The sequence below is a fragment of the Tissierella sp. genome (genome assembly GCF_031460495.1).
GTDB lineage: Bacteria > Bacillota > Clostridia > Tissierellales > Tissierellaceae > JAVKTS01.
The window spans coordinates 117,773-137,887 of the sequence record NZ_JAVKTS010000001.1; the positions used below are offsets into that span (position 1 = coordinate 117,773).

The window sequence follows — 20,115 nt, forward strand, 5'->3', positions numbered from 1 at the left end:
TAGATTAAGGGATAGAATTTATTGATTGATTAATGATAAGAATATAGAGAAGGAAGGTGAGTATAAATGGGAACTAGCTTTAGAGAATTAGGTATTAGCAAAGAGTTAGATTTTGTACTAAAGAAAAATGGAATAACAGAAGCTACACCTATTCAAGAGGAGTCAATAGGTGAATTGTTAAAAGGTAGAGATGTAGTAGCTCAGGCTCAAACGGGAACTGGTAAGACTCTTGCATTTTTATTACCTATTATAGAGAAAATAGATATTAATAGACCCCATATACAAGGATTGATAATTACCCCAACTAGGGAGCTGGCTATTCAAATTACAAATGAAGCTAAAAAGTTGATGGAAGCAAAGGAAATAAGTATCTTAGCAGCTTATGGTGGTCAAGATGTTGAACAACAGGTAAAGAAACTAAAAAATGGTATTCATTTAGTAATTGCAACTCCTGGGAGATTATTAGACCATATGAGAAGAAAAACCATTGATCTTGGTAAGCTTAATACCTTAGTCTTAGATGAGGCAGATGAAATGCTTCGTATGGGATTCTTAGAGGATGTGGAGAGTATTATAGTAGATACTCCAAAGACCCGTCAAACAATGTTGTTTTCAGCTACAATACCTAATGAAGTACGATCATTAGCTAAAAGGTTTATGAAGAATCCAATGCAAATTGAGATTCAGGGAAAGAATGTTACATTAGATGAGATTAAACAAGTAGTCATTGAAACAACTGATAGAAGAAAATTGGATACTCTTTGCCAATTAATAGATGAGTATAGACCATATCTAGCAATAGTTTTTTGTCGTACAAAAAGAAGAGTAACATCCCTAAATGAAGAATTAATCGCCAGAGGTTATAATTCAGATGAACTACATGGAGATATTAGTCAGGCTAAGAGGGAAAGAGTAATTAAATCCTTTAGAAAGGCAGAACTACAAATCCTTGTAGCAACAGACATTGTGGCAAGAGGGCTAGATGTAGAGGGTGTGACCCATGTAATTAATTATGATATACCAGAAAATGTAGATAGCTATATCCATAGAATCGGTAGAACAGGAAGAATAGGAAATCTTGGAATGGCAGTTACTTTGGTTACAGAAAAGGATAAAAATGATTTAGCACTAATTGAGAGAAAGATAAAGATAGATTTTAAACCAAAGAAAATGAACACCCATAAAGAAGATAGAAAGAAAGACCCCAAAAAATCAGATTCGAAAACTACGGAATCTAAATCTAAGACATCCATTAAAAAACCTTACCCTGAAAAAGGAAGGTATAAGAAATCTAACGAAAGTGGACCTAGATACGCCTCCAAGGATAAAAAAGGTGGCAGGAAAACAAGATAAGAAAAGAAAAGAGAGACTTATGTTCTCTCTTTTTTGATTTTTTATGTAAGTTCAATATTATAAAATTTTCTGCATTTGTTTATTATGACTTTTTTTAATTCATCTTGTCCCATAATATCACAAAAGGATATTGATTTATTTAATGATTCAATATATCCTTCATGTCCTAAACTATATTCAGCAACTCCTTTGCTAAAATATAATAGGTTTAATCCATTGAAATTCCTATTTTCATTGCAATATTCAATGCCCAAGTTACTATATTTTAAAGAGTTTTTATAATCATCCAATAAGCTGTAGATGCTAGATAAATTGTGACAAAGCTTTGGATATATTTCGTTATTTGTATTCACTATTCTCATGCAGAATTCCATCATATTGGCAGCATCTACATAAGATTTAAGTTCTTCAGTTAACATAGCTATATTCATCAAAATTCTAATCTCTACATCGTTATAAACAAATGCTTTATAATTAGATAATAAAAAACCAGGAGTAGATACTTGCATAGCCTCAATCAGTTTATCAAGAGACTCTTTAGGTTTTTTTTCTTTTTTGTCTAATATAACGGAATTTATAAGTAGCATCAGTTGACTAATTAGCTTTTGGTAATATTGATTTTTTGTAGATTTAAGTAAATTAGCAAAATCATTGTATTCGCTTTCTAAGGTATAGTATTCATCCCTATCAAACTTAGATTCCATGTTGTTTCTTATAATATTGAATTCTTCAAAGTTATCAAGTCTATAATCTAAAATAAGTCTATTTAAGTCTACTTTTAATACATGTGATAAAGAGTCGAGGATTTCATAACTAGGGTGATATTTGCCTGTTTCAATCTTTCTAATAGTCTCAACACTAACATATGACAAATCGTAAAGTTGCTCTCTAGTAAGAGAAAGAGATTTTCTAATAGTAGATACTTTTTCGCCATATTTCTCTAAATTATAGTACAAAAAATCACTCCATTCAATCTAAAGTTTATTAATTAAAACTGACAATTATATCATTATATTACTTGAAAATCAACACCATTATAATGGCGTTGATTTTACCATATACCACCATTATTATAAAATATAAGGGAAAATAAGTAAAGGGGATTGGGTTATGATAAAAAAACTTGTAGTTATTTTGGGGATATTTTTGTCTTTAATTTTTGTATTAAGTGCTAAAGTTAATGTTAAATATTTAGTTGAAGAAGATAATATTAAGATAATAAAGTGGCACGCTTATAAAGTATGTAAAGATGCCTAAGCTATAGGGATTTTAATAGTGCAGTAAAAGTTGAAATTCTGATAGAATACCTTTTAATTTAATTGTGATATATGTTTTTTAAAAATATATATGGAGATTAGAAGAATTCAGACATTATAACATATAAAAGTGTATTAAATATGTATAATGTAGAGTTCTAAAACAAGCTAAGATATTTACAGGAAGGAGGTATAAAAATGGAAGCTTATATTATAAGAGAGGGCATGAATTTCTTTGATTATGAGAAATCACTGATGAATCAAAGTTGTGAAAACCATGGCGGTAACTGTTGTGCTTCAGGTCACTGTTGCCAGAGAGGCGGAGGAGGCGGCGGCACAGACCCTTCTTTACTGCATTAATAGTAAAAGGAGATGAGTATATTGAATATGGATTCTTTCAACAATCCATATTCAATATACTGTTTCATAAATATAGAAAATACATGTGGGGTGTTAAGTTTGTATAAAAAAAGCTATTACAATTTTTCAAAATCAAATGAAAAGAATACCGTATTATATAATTCAATGACAGGTGCGATTGCATATATACCTAATATAGAATTACATAGATTAAATTTTAATTCATCAAATAAAAATCAACTGTTATTTGATGATGTGCTTTTTAAGAATGGATTTATCATAGAGTCATCTACTGATGAAAAAGAATTGCTAAAAAAACGATATGAGTATGCTAGAAATAATAATGTAATTACTCAAATAACACTATTACCTACAGAAAATTGTAACTTTGCGTGTCCTTATTGCTTTTTATATGATACAACTCCCAAAAGGATGGAGAGTATAGATTATGAAAAGATTTATATGTTTATTCAAAATAAAATTACTAGTGGATCAAAAAATATAATAATAAATTGGTTTGGTGGAGAACCTTCTTTGGAGGCAGAAAATATTGTTAAGTTCATGAAAAACCTAAATCAAAACATTGGTAAAGAAATTACTATATCTTCAACAATTACTACTAATGGGTATTTACTTAACTATAACTTGTTCAAACAATTTTTAAACAGTGGCATAGATACTTTCCAAGTTACAGTTGATGGAAACAAAGAATCGCATGATGAACAAAGATATTTGAAAAGTGGGAAAGGTACATATGATACTATTCTAAAAAATATTATAGAAATAATAAATAATGTATCTGATTCTGATAAATTTATGTTTAATGTTCGTAGCAATTTTACACAGAAAACGATTAAGGTTTCAGATGAACAGATAGACAATTTAAAAAAAATATTTGGTAGTGATGATAGGTTTAATCTTTATTTTAGGCCTGTTTATGAGTATGAAACGAACCATAATTCTTTAGAGAATTTTAATCATGAATTATATAGTATAGAAGATGGCATTTTACTGCAAAACAAATTATATCAAAAAATAAATAAGGCCTTTGATAGGGTGGATAGCAGTACTACAATGAGAATGTTACAGCCATTACCACAGCCAACATTTACTTGGTGTAACTCTGATAAAAAAGATACATATATAATATCTCCTAATGGTGATTTATATATGTGTGATACCCTCTTTGGAGATGATAAGTTTATAATTGGGAATATAAATGATAAATTTCTAGCAGATTATAATTCAGAGTACAATAATTGGAATAAATCTATATTTGATGATTATAAAGCTATTAAGTGTATGGAGTGCAAACTATTACCCGTTTGCTTCGGAAGCTGTAGAAGAAATAGATTTATTAGTGGAGAGGACTTCAACTGCTATTGGACAGAAGAATATATTTATAAGATATTAGATGAAATATTATACTCAAATAAAATTTAAATTTGTGAAATATATATGAGGTGAAATAAAAAATGCAAAAGAGCTATAAAAGATTTTTACCTTTAATTTTAAGTTATCCTAAGTATCAATTTTTAGGATTGCTTTTTTCGCTATTAGCATCTTTGTTTAGTTCTGGATCCTCTTATACATTGAAGATATTAATAGATGATGTCCTAATACCAAAGAAGTTAGATATGATTTGGACTATACAATTTATCTTCATAGGATTAGTATTATTAAATGGAATATTTACAATACTTAAAACCTATTTTTTATATAAATCTAGTACGAAAACTATGGTTGATATAAGAAAAAAACTATTCAGTAAATCTTTACAATTGTCAATGGATTATCATAACACAACTCCAGCGGGAGATATAATATCCATTATGGTTAATGATGTAAATGCACTATCAAGAACTTTATTCGGAAGTTTAGCAGAATTTTTTTCTTCAGTAATTACAATATTCGTTGTTCTAATTTGGCTACTTTATCTAGATTTTAGATTAACCATAATAACAATTCCGATATTCCCCATATTAATACTAGTATTTAAAACATTAAATAAATATTTAGAAAGAGTGAGTATTAAGTCTAGAGAAAGTAATGTATCTATGATAAATGCAATTACTGAAATGATAAATGGAATTAAATCAATAAAAATTATGAACTTGGATATGGAACAAAATGATATATCTGAAAAATCTTTTATAAATGTTGCAAAATGTACTCTAAAATATGAATTGATTTTTACTTTAATGAACTTATCTACTTGGATGTTAATTATGGTACCCTATCAAGCCATATTATATGGAATTGGTGGTACATGGTATGTAAAGAATGGAACGCCAACAATTGGTTTGTTAATGGCTTTTGGAAATTTTACCAATATGTTGATAGGACCTACATTATCCTTACTAAATGTGTTTAGTAATTTGACTAATGCAGATATCTCTTTAGATAAAATAGAAGGATTTTACAGAGAACCTTCTGAGCAATTAGGAAGAAACGCTATAGAAGACATTCGAGACCCTAATATAGAATTTAAAAATGTAACTTTTACTTACAATAATAAAGAAGAACCTATATTAAAAGATATAAGCTTTAATTTAGAAAGTGGAAAGATTATAGGACTTACTGGAAGATCTGGGTCAGGGAAAACCACTATTTTAAACATATTAACAGCATTTTATATGCCAGATAAAGGAAGTATACTTATTAACAACCAATCTTTATATGATGTATTACTTTCAGAATGGAGAAATGAGATATCTTACTTAACACAAGATTCTTTTATATTTAGTAATACTCTTAGATATAATTTATCGTTATTTGATAAAAATATAAGTGAAAAACAATTATTAGATGTAATAAATCAGGTAGATCTATTGAGTTGGTTTAAAAGTTTACCCAATGGATTAGATACATATTTAGGAGAAAAAGGTGCGAATATAAGTATAGGGCAGAAACAAAAACTAGGTATTGCCCAAGCTATACTAAAAAAATGTTCTATATTAATTTTAGATGAACCAACTTCTGCATTGGATTTTATCAGTGAAAAATCTATAATGAATATATTAAATAATATAAAAGAAGAAAAAATTATATTAGTAGTCTCACATAGAGATGAAACCTTGCAAAAGATGGATGAAGTAATAATTCTAGAGGATGGTAACATTATGAAGATTGGAAAATGGGTAGATATAAAAGAATTCTATTGAAGGAGAATATAGATTTTTTTATTAATGTAGACTTAGAGAATAATATACTCTAAAACTATTGATTTTATAAGATGACAAGTAATAAGAGTAATTGTAGAGTGATACAGTCTTATGGAATGCTGTATCACTCTTGTTTAATAGAGCTAGAGAATTTCCAAATTATATAAGATAGCAATATAAACTTTTATTAAAGTTTTAGCACATATACAATGTCATAAACTAACAAATTTCGACACCATACTTATGCTATTATGTTAAATGTATACTTTTTATAAGGAATAGGAAGATTGTTCTTTTAACCTATTTATTCTAAAGAAAGAGAGAGTGATCTGTATGAGAAAAACAAATTTATTAGTTTCTATTTTAGCTATTGTTTTAGTAATTACTTTAGTAGGATGCTCAAAAGATACAGAGGAATACATTAGTAATGAGCTATTAAGTACTGAAGTAAAATCAGATAGTGTTGAAGGACTAACAATGGAAGAAAGATTAAAGGATTTTGAATACCTATATGAATATGTTATAGAGAATTATCCATTATTAAAGGTTAATGAGAGAATAAATGGAGTTGATTGGGTAGGAAAAAAGGATGATTTTAAGAAGACCATAGAAAGTACTAAAACAGATCAAGATTTTATTGATGCATTAGAGAAAATGCTAGAAGAATTAAATGATATATATACAGGTACAATTGGGCTGAGCATTTTTAAGCGTGTTTATGGTATATATATTAGCCCAGAATATAAAGACGACTACAAGCCATGGGTTGAATTACTTATTCAAGATAATGTAATAGAGATGTATGACTTTGATGAATCTCAATTAGCATTAGTAGAGGATAGTCAATATGCATCTAAGGAAGTTGGAAATTTAGCATATTGTAAAACAGACATAGTAGTCCCTAATGAAGTAGGATATATAAAGATCTATAGTCTGAATACTGATAGAATTGAAGAAGATGGAAAGATAATAAGAGATTTTTTAATGGAAATAAAAGACTATGACAAGCTTATAGTAGATATAAGAGATAAAACAAGAACCATGGGAGATGACGACTATTGGATAAAAAATATAGTAGAGCCTTTGGCTAAAGAGGATATAACAGCTGAGAATTATTTACTTATGAAAGGAAGCTATGGGAAAGAATTCTATGAGTATAGGGGTATGGACTTTGCACCAATAACTGAATTGGATAGTAGTATTCTAGATAAATTTGCAAATGATGCAAAAACAGATTTTGATTATTATCATTTGAAAAATAAAACAATAAAACCTGTAGATCCTATTGGATTTAAAGGCAAGATATATTTACTAGTTGATAAAACAGCTCAATTTGCATCAGAAAACTTTGCTGCATTTTGCAAAGATAGTGGATTTGCAACAGTTGTAGGCAAGACAACTTCTGGTAGAAGCTTTTTATTTGATACTATATTTGTTCCATTACCAAGTGGAATAGTCATAGAAACAAGTGGATTGCTTATGTTAAATGGAGATGGAACCATAAGGCAGGAGGCATATGTAGTACCTGATATTGAAGTGGATACCACAATAGGATCTAGCTTTGAAAGAGATAATGCAATCCAATATATAGTTAATGATTAATAGCAAGAGAATTCTACTTGAAACTCTTGAACTATGGCATAAATAATTTAGGAGTTTGATAGTTATTAATAAATAGACAACTTTTATTAGAGAGAGGATTTTATTATGATACAAACCAATAAAAGAAAAATTAGACTGACAACATGGGGAGCTTCAAAGATAATTTTACTAGATATGATATGCACACTTGTAATTAGTACATTAATCATTTTGATTTCTAAAGCCTTAGGGGTTAGTAGCAAACATCCTCTGTTTGACGCTTTAAACAAAATTATACCTTTGATAATTGTATTTATTGTGCTTAATAAGAAGTTTATACTATCAGTTAAAAGCAATTTGATTGTAAAGAAGGAGCATTTTAGAATAATTGTCCCATTAGTTATAGCTATTACTGGAGTAAATATAGTAATGTCAGAAGTGGGTAATTACATAAAGTTGATATTTCCTATGAGTGATTTTTGGAAAGAAGCATTTAAATCAGCATTTTCAGGAGAAATCAATATGATATGGACAATTATTAGTGTGGTTATTATTGCTTCAATTACTGAAGAAATACTATTGAGGGGAATAGTATTAGATGGCTTGCTTAGGAGGCATTCCGTTGTTAAATCAGTTGTAATTTCTGCCTTGTTGTTTGGATTAATGCATTTAAATATATATCAATTTTCTTCAGCTTTTGTAGGGGGTTTATTACTTGGATGGGTATTTGCAAAAACAAAATCCTTGTTTCTATGCATTGTTGGACACTCAATTAATAATTCATTGGGATTTATCGTCTCTAAGTTGCTTAATTTACAGATTCCTGGATACTCTACTGAAGGATTTCAGCCCTTATGGTTTACAGTGATGGGGATAGTATTATTGATTGTAGGAGTACTATTATTAAGGAAAAGGATGGAAAGGGATTGTTATATATCTGAGACAATATCTGAAGAACAATATATTGAGGGAGATGATTTGACAGAGAAGTTTAAAATAAAAGGGAAAAGTATAATCTGTTTTTTACTTACAACATTGTTGATAGGTTCTATATTAGTATCTAGAGAGATAAATCAATCTAAGATAGATGAAGCAAAGACAGCGTATATGACTCATCCTAGAAGAAGCGAGATCTATAGATTAAGTCCCAAAAATATAGGAGTTATAAAGAAAAAATTTAACGAAGATTACATACGAGGATATCATCATATACCCTATGACATTCAGCATAAAGGAGTTGTCATTACATTTGGTGGTTCAGAGGGGAGTATGAATGAATATATGGCAAATTATCTTTCCAGTGATGGATATGAAGTTGTTGCAGTATATTACTTTGGTCAAAAAGGTCAATCAGAGAATATAGAGAGAGTACCATTAGAGATTTATGAAGAAATATATTCTTATATCAAGGCTAATTGCAAGAATTCAGATACTATCACTATATTAGGTACTTCTAGGGGAGCTGAACTAGCATTATTGCTGTCCACTTATTATGATACTATTGATAATGTGGTATTAATTGCCCCTACAAGTCATGTTAATATAGCAAGATACTTTGGAGAAACATCTTCATGGACATATAATGGAAAGGATGTAGATTATCTAAATGGAAATATTGGGATAATATCAATCGTTGACAGGGTGGTTGATCTACTATTAAACAAGCCTTATGATAATTTTATCTTATTAAGGAATAGAGTTATAAGAAAAAGTACTAATTTAGAGGAGGCTAGAATCAAGGTTGAAAACTCCAATGCTAAAATTTTAATGTTTTATGGCGAAGATGATAGGGTTTGGGATGCTAGATCTTCTTCTAATATAATAAAAGAATATGCTAAAAATGAAATTATCATTCATGGATATGAAAATTCAGGGCATGACTTTTCAGGTGGGATTCTTATGAAGGAAGATGGTTATTACATGGTTAATGGTGGAAATCTTGATTCTAATATAGAAGCAGATTTAGATAGCAAGAGAATTCTTCTTGAGATTCTTGAACTATGGCATAAATAGTCAATTCAAGGAGTTAATTATTAAGAGTAAATAAATCAAATAAACTTTAGGAGGCGGGTTATGAGAAGAAAAAGAAAAAGGCAGTTAATTATTATTTCATTAGTTTTACTGATAGGTATTAGTTCACTTATGCTTTTGAAAAAGGGAAAAGAAGCAATTATAGTGGAGCAAAGTCAAGTAGAAGCTGTAGAAGCCTTAACATTGGAAGACAAATTGCATGACTTTGAGTACATATATAGCTTTGTAGAAAATAACTACCCTTTATTAAAAGTAAATGAAAGAGTTAATGGTGTTAACTGGTTAGGAGAAAAAGAAAATTTTATCAAGGCAATAGAAAGCACAGATTCAGATGAAATGTTTATGGATGAATTAGGAAAAATTCTAGAAAAATTAAATGATGCAGATAATAATGTGGTAGAAATGCATTTCTATAAAAATTATTATGCAGGAACTGTAAATAAAGAAGGAGATAAAATATCGCCTTGGAGTGATGTGATTACTCAAGAAAATACAATGAAACGCTATAGATTTGATGAATCTCAATTGAAATTAGTTACTAATTCTAACCAACATGTAGAAAAGACTTCAAAATCATCCTACTTTAGTCAAGATATAATTGTGCCCAATGAAGTGGCATATTTAAAAATACATAGCATGGATCCAGATAATTTAGAAGAAGATGGCCATCTAATCAGAGAATTTTTTAAGGAAGTTAAAGATTACAAAAAACTAATTATTGATGTTAGAGCAACAAGCTACTGGGTTGGAGATACGGATGATTATTGGATAAAAAATATAGTTGAACCACTGACAAATAAGGAGATATCAGTAGATAATTATATACTAGGTAGGGGAGGATATGGGAAAACATTTCATGAATACAAGGGGATGAAATTCTCTCCAATAGAAGAACTAGCTAATGGAGAAATAAGTGCTGAATTACAGGCAGATTTCGACTATTACAGTATTGCTAATAGGACAATTAGCCCCGTAGAAGCAGTAGGATTTACAGGTGAAATATATGTACTGATAAACAATAAAACATTGGTTTTAGCAGAAAATTTTGCTGCATTCTGTAAAGATAGTGGATTCGCAACTTTAGTTGGTGAAACTACATCAGGCATAAATTGGCCTTTTGACACTGTAATATTCTCCTTACCAAAGAGTGGAATATTAGTTAATATGAGAAATTTAATTGGTCTAAACAAGGATGGAAGCATAAGAGAAGAGGTCAATATTAGACCAGATATAGAAGTGACTGCTGCAATTGGGTCAACCTATGAAAGAGATTCTGCTATACAATATATAATTAATAATTAAGATATGATGAAATAAGGCATTGAAGGATATAGATACCTAAATTTATAAAACACACAAATATGTTGACTAATTTGAGCTAATTATACTATGATAGTTGTATCTAGCTTATAGATAGTCAACATTTTTTAATATAATTTTACATAAGAGGAGGTCCTTCGTTGAAAAAGGTTGTTATATCATTTATTAGACTTTTTGTAGGATATTTTGTATGTGCCATAGGCATGGTAATGACCATCAATGCGAATTTAGGAGTTGCACCATGGGATGTACTGCACCAAGGGCTTGGTAATGTAACTGGATTAACCCTAGGAAAAGCAAATATAATGGTTGGGTTGACTATTATAATAATTGATATAGTCTTAGGTCAAAATATTGGCTGGGGAACTATATTTAATATGACATCTATAGGAGTATTTATTGACATTTTAATGAGCAACAATTTAATTCCTATTTTTGATAGCTTTTTACCTAGTTTATTGATGATGATTATAGGGATGATTATATTAGGATATGGGGTCTTTATATATATTGGTGCAGGCTATGGTGCTGGACCTAGAGATGGCCTTATGGTTGCTTTGACTATAATAACAAAGAAATCTGTTAGATTTGTGAAGAATTCAGTAGAAATATTGGCTTTAGTAGTTGGATACTTTTTAGGTGGATCTGTTGGTATTGGAACAGCCATAATGTCTATATTAGGAGGATATTTCTTCCAATTTGCATTTAAGACAGTTAACTTTAATGTATCTGAAGTAAAACATAGATGGATTAAGGATGATATAAAGTTTATAAAAGAAAAGTTAGTCAAAATTAAAGAGGATGAAGCTTAGGCTTCATCCTCTTTGTATCATTATTTAACTAATTTTTGAACGCCTGTTAATGTAGAATTTTCATCCATTGAGAAGGTTTTTTCAGCTTCTTCATTTAAGAAGTAGATATTACCTTCTACATCTGCATGTACTAATTGGAAATTAGGAGCTTCAACATAAATATCTCCTACAAATTTACCATGTTGTATTCTAGCACTTGGGCTCTTAATAGTTAATTTAGGAGCAGTTAATGTAAGTTCAACAGTTGTAGCTTTAGCGGAGTTTTGATCATATAAAGCAATTTTACGAGCAGGTACATCTCTATTTGTCTTTTCTCCATCTAAAACAAGTTCCTTATCAGTAGTTATATTATCGTGTAAAATTACTATCCATGCCCCATCTTTTCCAAAGGTTCTTTCTAAATCAGCATTAGTATAAACCCTAGAAGCAGAAGATAAAGCATCAACTTCCATAACTTCTTTCTTACCTGTTAGAGTACTTGCTTCATCCATCTTAAATGAATCAAAGAATTCTTGTCTAGCAAAGAAAATATTACCTTCAACATCAGCATCAACTAATTGGAATCCTGGAGCAACAACATAGATATCTCCAATAAATTTACCTTTTTGAATTTTAGCATTAGTGCTTTTAACAGTTAACTTAGGAGCAGTTAATGTATATTCAGCTATAGTTTGCTTAGTAGAATCTTGGTCATATAAAGCAATTTTACGAGCAGGTACATTTCTGTTAGCGAATGTAGTCTCTAAAGAAAGTTCTTCATCAGAAGTTATATTATTTTGGAAGGTAACAATCCATTTACCGTCTTTTCCAAAAGCTCTCTTTAAATCATTGTTAGTATAAACTCTTGAAGCAGAAGACAAAGAATCAACTTCCATAACTTCTTGTTTACCTGTTAGAGTACTTGCTTCATCCATAACAAATGAAGCTTTATACTCTTCGTTAGCAAAGTAAATATTACCTTCAACATCAGTATCAACTAATTGGAAGTTAGGAGCAGCAACATAAATATCTCCAACAAACTTACCCCTTTGTAATTTAGCATTAGCACTCTTAATAGTTAATGATTTTGCTGTTAATGTAAATTCTGATATTGATTTTTTATTAGAATCTTGGTCATATAAAGCAACTTTACGAGCTGCATTTCCTTTATTTAAGAAGCTACCGTCTAAAACAAGTTCTTTTTCAGTAGTTAAATTATCTTGCATAGTAACTATCCACTTACCATCTTTTCCGAAAGCTCTTTCTAAATCGCTTTCAACATATACTCTAGAAGCAGAAGATACTGTATCAACTTCCAATACTTCTTGTTTGCCAGTAATCGTAGTTTTTTCGTCTATTTTTGTACTAGTTTTTATTTCTTCGTTAGCAAAGTAAACATTACCTACTACATCAACATCAACAAATTGGAAATTAGGAGAAACAACATATATATCTCCAACAAATTTACCATTTTGAATCTTAGCGTTAGCACTCTTGATAGTTAAAGATTTAGCAGTTAATGTATACTCATCTATTGGTAATTTTTCACCAGGTGTTACATAATTATATAAAGCTAATTTACGAGCAGTTTTATCTTTATTCGTAAAGTTTGCATCTAAAACAAGATCTTTATCAGTAGTGATATCACTTGTTAAATAAGCCATCCAAGCACCATCTTTTGATAGAGCTTTTTCAATATCTTCAACTTTTACTACTTTTGATGGAGTAGTTACAGCATCAACTACTTCTTCAACTGGCTTTTCAGCCACAACTGGAGATAATTTTGCCAGTGTTTTAGGGCCAACTATTCCGTCAACTCTAAGGCCATTTTTGCCTTGATAACTTTCAACAGCAGCTAGAGTCTTTACTCCATAAATTCCATCAACTTTAAGTACATAGCCATTGCTGATAAGTAATGCTTGTAAAAGACTAACATCGCTACCTACAGAATTTAATGCAAGGAGTCTAGTTATTTCTGTAGCATTTTCCGTAACTGGTGTTGCTTTTGGTGCAGTTGTTGTTGGCTTTGGAGCAGATGGAGCTGGTGTTGATGGTGTAGGTGTAGCAGGTGTAGAAGGAGCTGGTGCTGCAGTAGTAGCAGTAGCAACAGCATCTACAGCAGTCTTAATTGAGTTTGTATTAGCCGCTAAACTTGTAGATGATAGAAGTAAAGCTGCACAACTCACAGATGCAATTAATCTTTTGTTCATAAAAACACCCCCATAATATTTTGAGTATAATTTAAAAAACATATATCATATGATATATGTTTTTTATTTATATTCACTACCATATTATATTATAGACTTACAGTATCTGGCAACAATAAGCTGATATTTAACAAACTATTTTAATGAGTTACAGTACAAGAACCTGGTTTTTATGATTTAATTCTATGATTTCACTGGTATTTCCTTTTGTTTTGTGGATAAAGTCAGATGTGACATTAAAGTTATCCCCAAAATGCATTGGTAAAAAGTACTTTGGCTTAATTTCTTTGATAAAATATTCTCCACCTAAATTGAAAGAAGATTTTAATCTAGGATCTACTGGAAAGAAGGCTATATCAATATCCAAGCCTTTAATTTTTTCTATTTCGCCTTTAAAAGAATTTTCCATACTTACTTTTTCTTCTATAGTATCATCATCCCAGTACCACCAATTTAGATCACCGGCATGGAAAATATTAACATTATCCACATTTACAAGGAAAGATACCCCCAAGTCCGTAGAGCCAAAAGTTTTAATATTAACATTATCTAAATCCAAATTATTATATGGATCCATGCTATAAATCCTATTGTTATTATCTTCAATATTAATATCAGAGCTTAAAACATAGTCTATGTCTCTAATATTATCTTGCCATTTAAATATATCAGTATTGTAATGATCTTCATGACCATGAGTTGAAAATACTATAGTTTTTTTGTCCTTTAAGGAAATATCACCCTTGTAATAATCAAAGACTAATTGGTAGTTTTCAGTTTCTACAATAAAGCAACTATGAAATACATGCTCAATTTTTACATTTAATTTTTCCACATCATCATCTCCCAAATTATATTTCTATATAAAAGGATACCCCTTTTTCTTCATTTACAGCAGAAATCTTAGACTTATGTGTGTTAAGTATTCTACTGACTATGGCAAGACCTAGCCCAAATTCACCTTTATATCCTTTGTTAAATTCATTAAACATATTTCCTATTAAATCCTCTTCAATTTGTGGCCCATCATTCCATATTTTCATAATTGTTTTGCTATCAATATTTTTTAAGGAAACAAGAATTTTACTATTTGCATATCTAATTTGATTATCCAATAGGTTTTCTACTACAATTCGCCACTGTTCAATTTCTCCTTCTATAACAATAGGTGTTAAATCAAGCTCCCATTCAATATCTGTTCTACTCCAAGAAAGCTTATCGGATACTTCTCTAATTAAGGTATCAAGAGGGAAATTAATCTTATTTACCTCATGATTAGATAAATAATCTAATTTAGTTAGATATAATAAGTTTTTAATTTTTTTCTCCAGCCTCTTTGCTTCTTCATCTATGACATCTATAGATGAATTTATACTGCCCTTGGGATATATGCCATCCTTAATTGCCTGAGTAAAACTTTGAATTACCATTACAGGAGTCTTAAGTTCATGTGACACATGCTGTAAGAAGGATTGCTCGGCTTCATCTTGGCGGATTAATTGATTTCTAAGATGTTCAATAGAAAGTCCAAGTTTACCTATTTCATCATTCCTATCTAGCTCCACAGCTTCATTCCATTCATTATTTGCCAACCGGTTTACTTTTTTCTCCAAATCTACTAAAGGTCTAGATAGATATCTAGATACTAAGATGGCAGGAATCCAACTAAAGATCAGTACTAGAGTCATTGTATTTATAACTTGTTTAAATAGAGTTTGAACTAAGTCTTGTCTATAGGAATCACTCATATAAGAGACTAAAAATGCATCACGACCAAGGGCTTGCCCTTTTGTGATTACATAAAATATTTTCTCCCCATCTATTTCACCACTATATTCTTTGCTAACATCTGTCTGAACAGATGCCTCATTTCTAATTTTGTCTAGAAAATTAATTGGAATTGCAGTATTTATTATTATCTTATTTTCGTCATATATCATAAAGTGATTAACAGTTCTAATGTTTTCTAAGCTTTGATTACTATTACCAAAGAAGTCTGGTCCAATATAATCACGATAGATATTACTGTCAAATTGATTAAATACCGAATCCTGAGCTGAGTGGATAGTAGCATATAACTCTTTAGTAAAAAAACTTCTCAAAGTAGAAGGTAATATAAATGATAATAATATGGAAATAGATAAGGTAATAATGGCAATAACTATCCAAATTTGCACTGATAAAGGATAATTTTTCATGATTGTACCACCCTGTATCCATAGCCATATACAGTTTCAATATCTAATTTTGGCATTTTTCTCCTAAGTCTTCTTACCAAATCATCTACAACTCTATCTGAACCAAAATAATCATTTCCCCATATATGGTCTAATATTTGTTCTCTAGATAATGCAATACCCTGGTTTTTTGCAAAATAAATTAATAAGTCATACTCCTTAGAAGTAAGGTCAATCAGATTATTATCTAAGCTTACCAATCTACTACTATCATTGATAGTATAAGGAGGCAAATTATTTATCATAGAATTATGATTAAATCTATCCAGTAGATTTCTAGCACGAATAACTAATTCCCTTGGTAAGAATGGTTTAGGCAAATAATCATCACTGCCTAATTCAAGACCTACTACTCTGTCAATATCAGCATCTCTGGCAGAAATAAATATAACAGGAATATGTGGAGTGGCTTGTTTTATTTCCCTAATCAACTGATATCCATCAATATCAGGAAGCATAATATCTAAAATCCACAAATTAGGAGGACTTGCAATAAATTTCTCAGCCTCTCCCCCATTTAAAAATGAAACTACATCCCAACCCTCTTTTTTTAAATATGAAGTAAGAACTAAATTTAAATTTTCATCATCTTCTACTAAATATATTTTATAGGACACAAATATCACCCCATTTTAATTTACACTTCTTTAAGGATATTATAACAAATAAATGAAGATAAAAAATAAATCACACAACAAAAACATAATTAACACATATTTTTTTCATATTATTAGGTTAGAATAAAGATAGTTAGATAAGAGAGTGAATTAATATTGGAGGGATAAGCATGGATGAAAACAATAAAGACTTAATAGAAAATAATGAGGACTTAATAATTGAAGGATTTAAATTGGAAGAAGACATAATTGAATCGGAAGATATAATTGAACCAGAATATACCAAAGAAGAAGAGTATAGTAAAATACCTGAGGACATCTATATATATAGGAGTTCTGAGGAAGTGAAAAGACCAAAGAAGAAATCCTTCAGGGGTAGTGCGGTATCCTATATTGCACTAGCTTTAGTAGCTTCAATTATAGGAGGATTAGCTTCATCTTATATAGGACCAAGTTTGTATGGAAAATATTTACCAAATCCAGCAAGTGTAGCAAGTAACCAATATGTAGCACAACAAGTAAGTATCAATACTTCAGATGATATCAACACTGTATCTGCTGTAGTGAAGAAGTCAATGAGTTCAGTAGTAGGTATAACATCTGTGGAATTACAACAATACTTCTTCTCACAACAAGAAGTTGAAGGTGTGGGATCTGGGGTTATTGTAGATAGTAATGGATATATTCTTACTAATTCTCATGTGGTTGCTAATGGTCAGGCAAAATCAGTCAATGTACTATTTGAAAATGGAGATAAAAAACCAGCTACAGTTCTTTGGAATGATAGCACCTTAGACCTAGCAATAGTGAAGGTTGAAGCAACAGGGCTTCCAGTAGCTACTTTAGGAGACTCTGACAAACTTGAAGTAGGTGAAATAGCCATAGCTATTGGAAATCCATTGGGCTTAGAGTTTCAAAGGTCAGTTACATCAGGAATAATATCGGGATTAAATAGATCTATTAAAATAGATTCAAGTAATATAATAGAGAATCTAATACAAACTGATGCATCTATTAACCCAGGAAATAGTGGAGGACCTCTTTTAAATAGTAAAGGAGAAGTAATAGGTATCAATACAGCCAAGATAAAATCAGCAGAGGGTCTAGGCTTTTCAATACCTATAAATGAAGTAAAGGCAATAATAGAAGAAGTTATAGAAAGTGGAACTTACAAGATTGTATATATGGGAATATCAGGAATATCAGTTGATGATTATCAAGCTAGACTTGGAGTAAAATTAACTACTGAAAAGGGTTTAATATTGATACAAGTTGGAGAAAACACTCCTGCATCTAGAGCAGGCCTATTAAATGGAGATATAATAGTTAAAATAGATGAGACAGATATAGAGAATATGAACAATCTTAAGAAAGCGCTTTATAAGTACAAACAAGGTGATTCAGCAGTACTAACTGTTGTAAGGAATAATGAGGACAAGAAAATTAATATAGATTTTACAGATTTGAAATAACACTGTAAAAATAGCAGCCCATAAGCGGTCCCCCTCTTATGGGCTGTTTATATTTGATTAAATGGTATTAAAATATATCCTAATAAAATTTTTCTATATATTCTTCATAAGTCATAGCTCTATCGTTAAATCCATCAGGTTTTATCTCAATTATCCTATTGGCAATTGTTTGGATAAATTGATGGTCATGGGAAGCAAATAATACATTGCTCTTGAAATCCTTTAATCCATTATTTACTGAAGTAATTGATTCTAGATCTAAGTGGTTTGTTGGCTGATCTAAAATCAACACATTAGCATTATTAAGCATCATTTTAGATAGCATACATCTTACTTTTTCTCCACCAGACAATACTTTAGCTTGTTTTAAAGCTTCTTCTCCAGAGAAAAGCATTCTACCTAGGAAACCTCTTAGATAAATCTCAGATTGATCCTCTGAAAATTGTCTCATCCAATCCACCAAGTTTAAATCTACATCATTGAAAAACTCTGAGTTGTCTTTAGGGAAATAGGATTTAGTAATAGTAAGACCCCATTTATAGCTACCACTATCAGGCTCTATTTCATCCGTTAGTATCTTAAATAAGGTTGTAATTCCAATTTCTTCTCCAATAAAGGCAATTTTATCTCCCTTATTGACTCTAAAACTTATATCATCTAATACCTTTACCCCATCCACTGTTTTAGAAAGATTTTCTACTGTTAGAATCTCATTACCAACTTCTCTTTCCATGGTGAATCCAACAAAAGGATATCTCCTTGAAGAAGGTTGTATATCATCTAAAGTTATTTTTTCTAGTAATTTTTTTCTAGAAGTTGCTTGCTTAGATTTTGAAGCATTAGCACTAAATCTAGCAACGAAAGCTTGGAGATCCTTAATCTTGTCTTCTTTTTTCTTGTTTTGATCCTTCATCAGTTGAAGTGCTAATTGACTTGACTCATACCAAAAATCATAGTTTCCTACATACATTTTAATCTTGCTAAAGTCAATATCTACCATATGAGTACATACTTCATTTAAGAAATATCTATCATGGGACACTACAATAACAGTACCTTCAAAATCCCCTAAGAATTCTTGCAACCATCTAACAGATTTTACATCAAGATGGTTAGTAGGCTCATCTAGTATTAAGATACCTGGTTTACCAAATAAGGCCTGAGCAAGTAATACTTTCACCTTATCATTACTAGTTAGTTCATTAACCTTTTTCTCATGAAGCTCAGTACTTATGCCTAATCCTTGTAACAAGGAAGAAGCTTCAGCCTCTGCTGACCAGCCGTCCATGTCTGCGAATTCAGCCTCTAATTCAGATGCTTTGATACCATCCTCATCACTAAAATTCTCTTTAGCATAGATTGCATCCTTTTCAATCATTATCTCGTAAAGTCTCTTGTTTCCCATAATTACAGTTTGTATTACTTGACAATCATCGTATTGAAAATGATCCTGTTTTAAGACAGACATACGCATGTTTTTAGATATTGAAACATCTCCAGTATTTGGTTCAATCTCACCAGATAGGATTCTAAGAAAAGTACTTTTTCCAGCTCCATTGGCTCCAATTACACCATAACAATTACCTGGAGTAAACATTAAATTTACATCATCGAATAATTTCTGAGATCCATATCTCAAACTTACATTATTTACACTAATCAAATTACTTCCATCCCTTACTTAAAATTTATATCATAATATTATACCATAAGATAAAAATAA

The 20,115-nt window shown here is 30.3% G+C and carries 16 protein-coding genes; 10 read left to right on the forward strand and 6 right to left on the reverse strand.

The window, feature by feature from the left end; genetic code table 11:
* Window positions 1-66: 66 nt before the first annotated feature.
* Window positions 67-1,353: a DEAD/DEAH box helicase gene (locus tag RIN63_RS00625; RefSeq protein WP_310442708.1), complete on the forward strand. Its 1,287-nt coding sequence runs from the start codon at window positions 67-69 to the stop codon at window positions 1,351-1,353.
* A gap of 41 nt (window positions 1,354-1,394) precedes the next feature.
* Here RIN63_RS00625 and RIN63_RS00630 read toward each other — a convergent pair whose 3' ends face one another.
* Window positions 1,395-2,309, reverse strand: coding sequence for a helix-turn-helix transcriptional regulator (locus tag RIN63_RS00630; protein ID WP_310442709.1), 915 nt, complete (start codon window positions 2,307-2,309; stop codon window positions 1,395-1,397).
* A 154-nt stretch (window positions 2,310-2,463) separates the two neighbouring features.
* Here RIN63_RS00630 and RIN63_RS00635 point away from each other — a divergent pair, with 154 nt between their 5' ends.
* From RIN63_RS00635 to RIN63_RS00670, 8 genes are all read left to right on the forward strand, one after another.
* The gene (locus RIN63_RS00635; RefSeq protein WP_310442710.1) at window positions 2,464-2,610 is read left to right on the forward strand and encodes a hypothetical protein; all 147 of its coding nucleotides are present in this window, start codon (window positions 2,464-2,466) and stop codon (window positions 2,608-2,610) included.
* A gap of 197 nt (window positions 2,611-2,807) precedes the next feature.
* The gene (locus tag RIN63_RS00640) at window positions 2,808-2,969 is read left to right on the forward strand and encodes a hypothetical protein (RefSeq protein ID WP_310442711.1); all 162 of its coding nucleotides are present in this window, start codon (window positions 2,808-2,810) and stop codon (window positions 2,967-2,969) included.
* 99 nt (window positions 2,970-3,068) lie between these two features.
* Entirely contained in the window at window positions 3,069-4,412 is a 1,344-nt protein-coding gene (locus RIN63_RS00645; protein ID WP_310442712.1) for a radical SAM/SPASM domain-containing protein, read from the forward strand.
* Window positions 4,413-4,444: 32 nt separating this feature from the next.
* On the forward strand, window positions 4,445-6,133 hold the full coding sequence (locus RIN63_RS00650) for an ABC transporter ATP-binding protein (protein WP_310442713.1): 1,689 nt from the start codon (window positions 4,445-4,447) through the stop codon (window positions 6,131-6,133).
* 333 nt (window positions 6,134-6,466) lie between these two features.
* The gene (locus tag RIN63_RS00655; RefSeq protein WP_310442714.1) at window positions 6,467-7,735 is read left to right on the forward strand and encodes a S41 family peptidase; all 1,269 of its coding nucleotides are present in this window, start codon (window positions 6,467-6,469) and stop codon (window positions 7,733-7,735) included.
* Window positions 7,736-7,840: 105 nt separating this feature from the next.
* On the forward strand, window positions 7,841-9,727 hold the full coding sequence (locus tag RIN63_RS00660; protein WP_310442715.1) for a type II CAAX prenyl endopeptidase Rce1 family protein: 1,887 nt from the start codon (window positions 7,841-7,843) through the stop codon (window positions 9,725-9,727).
* A 60-nt stretch (window positions 9,728-9,787) separates the two neighbouring features.
* A complete protein-coding gene (locus RIN63_RS00665) occupies window positions 9,788-11,047 on the forward strand; it encodes a S41 family peptidase (protein WP_310442716.1) in 1,260 nt (419 codons plus the stop codon).
* Window positions 11,048-11,205: 158 nt separating this feature from the next.
* Window positions 11,206-11,877 (forward strand): hypothetical protein, encoded by a 672-nt coding sequence (locus RIN63_RS00670; protein WP_310442717.1) that lies wholly within the window; start codon window positions 11,206-11,208, stop codon window positions 11,875-11,877.
* 20 nt (window positions 11,878-11,897) lie between these two features.
* Here the strand turns inward: RIN63_RS00670 and RIN63_RS00675 are convergent, their stop codons facing one another.
* From RIN63_RS00675 to RIN63_RS00690, 4 genes are all read right to left on the reverse strand, one after another.
* Window positions 11,898-14,066: a peptidoglycan-binding domain-containing protein gene (locus RIN63_RS00675; RefSeq protein WP_310442718.1), complete on the reverse strand. Its 2,169-nt coding sequence runs from the start codon at window positions 14,064-14,066 to the stop codon at window positions 11,898-11,900.
* A gap of 148 nt (window positions 14,067-14,214) precedes the next feature.
* Window positions 14,215-14,901 (reverse strand): MBL fold metallo-hydrolase, encoded by a 687-nt coding sequence (locus tag RIN63_RS00680; protein WP_310442719.1) that lies wholly within the window; start codon window positions 14,899-14,901, stop codon window positions 14,215-14,217.
* A 16-nt stretch (window positions 14,902-14,917) separates the two neighbouring features.
* The gene (locus tag RIN63_RS00685) at window positions 14,918-16,264 is read right to left on the reverse strand and encodes a HAMP domain-containing sensor histidine kinase (RefSeq protein WP_310442720.1); all 1,347 of its coding nucleotides are present in this window, start codon (window positions 16,262-16,264) and stop codon (window positions 14,918-14,920) included.
* Complete coding sequence (locus RIN63_RS00690) at window positions 16,261-16,920, reverse strand: response regulator transcription factor (protein ID WP_310442721.1); 660 nt, start codon at window positions 16,918-16,920, stop codon at window positions 16,261-16,263. The genes RIN63_RS00685 and RIN63_RS00690 overlap by 4 nt, the downstream gene beginning before the upstream one ends.
* A 170-nt stretch (window positions 16,921-17,090) precedes the next feature.
* Between RIN63_RS00690 and RIN63_RS00695 the strand changes: the two genes are divergently transcribed.
* Window positions 17,091-18,392 (forward strand): trypsin-like peptidase domain-containing protein, encoded by a 1,302-nt coding sequence (locus RIN63_RS00695; RefSeq protein WP_310442722.1) that lies wholly within the window; start codon window positions 17,091-17,093, stop codon window positions 18,390-18,392.
* A 79-nt stretch (window positions 18,393-18,471) separates the two neighbouring features.
* On the opposite strand, the gene RIN63_RS00700 is transcribed toward RIN63_RS00695, so the two are convergent.
* Entirely contained in the window at window positions 18,472-20,055 is a 1,584-nt protein-coding gene (locus RIN63_RS00700; protein ID WP_310442723.1) for an ATP-binding cassette domain-containing protein, read from the reverse strand.
* Window positions 20,056-20,115 lie beyond the last annotated feature (60 nt).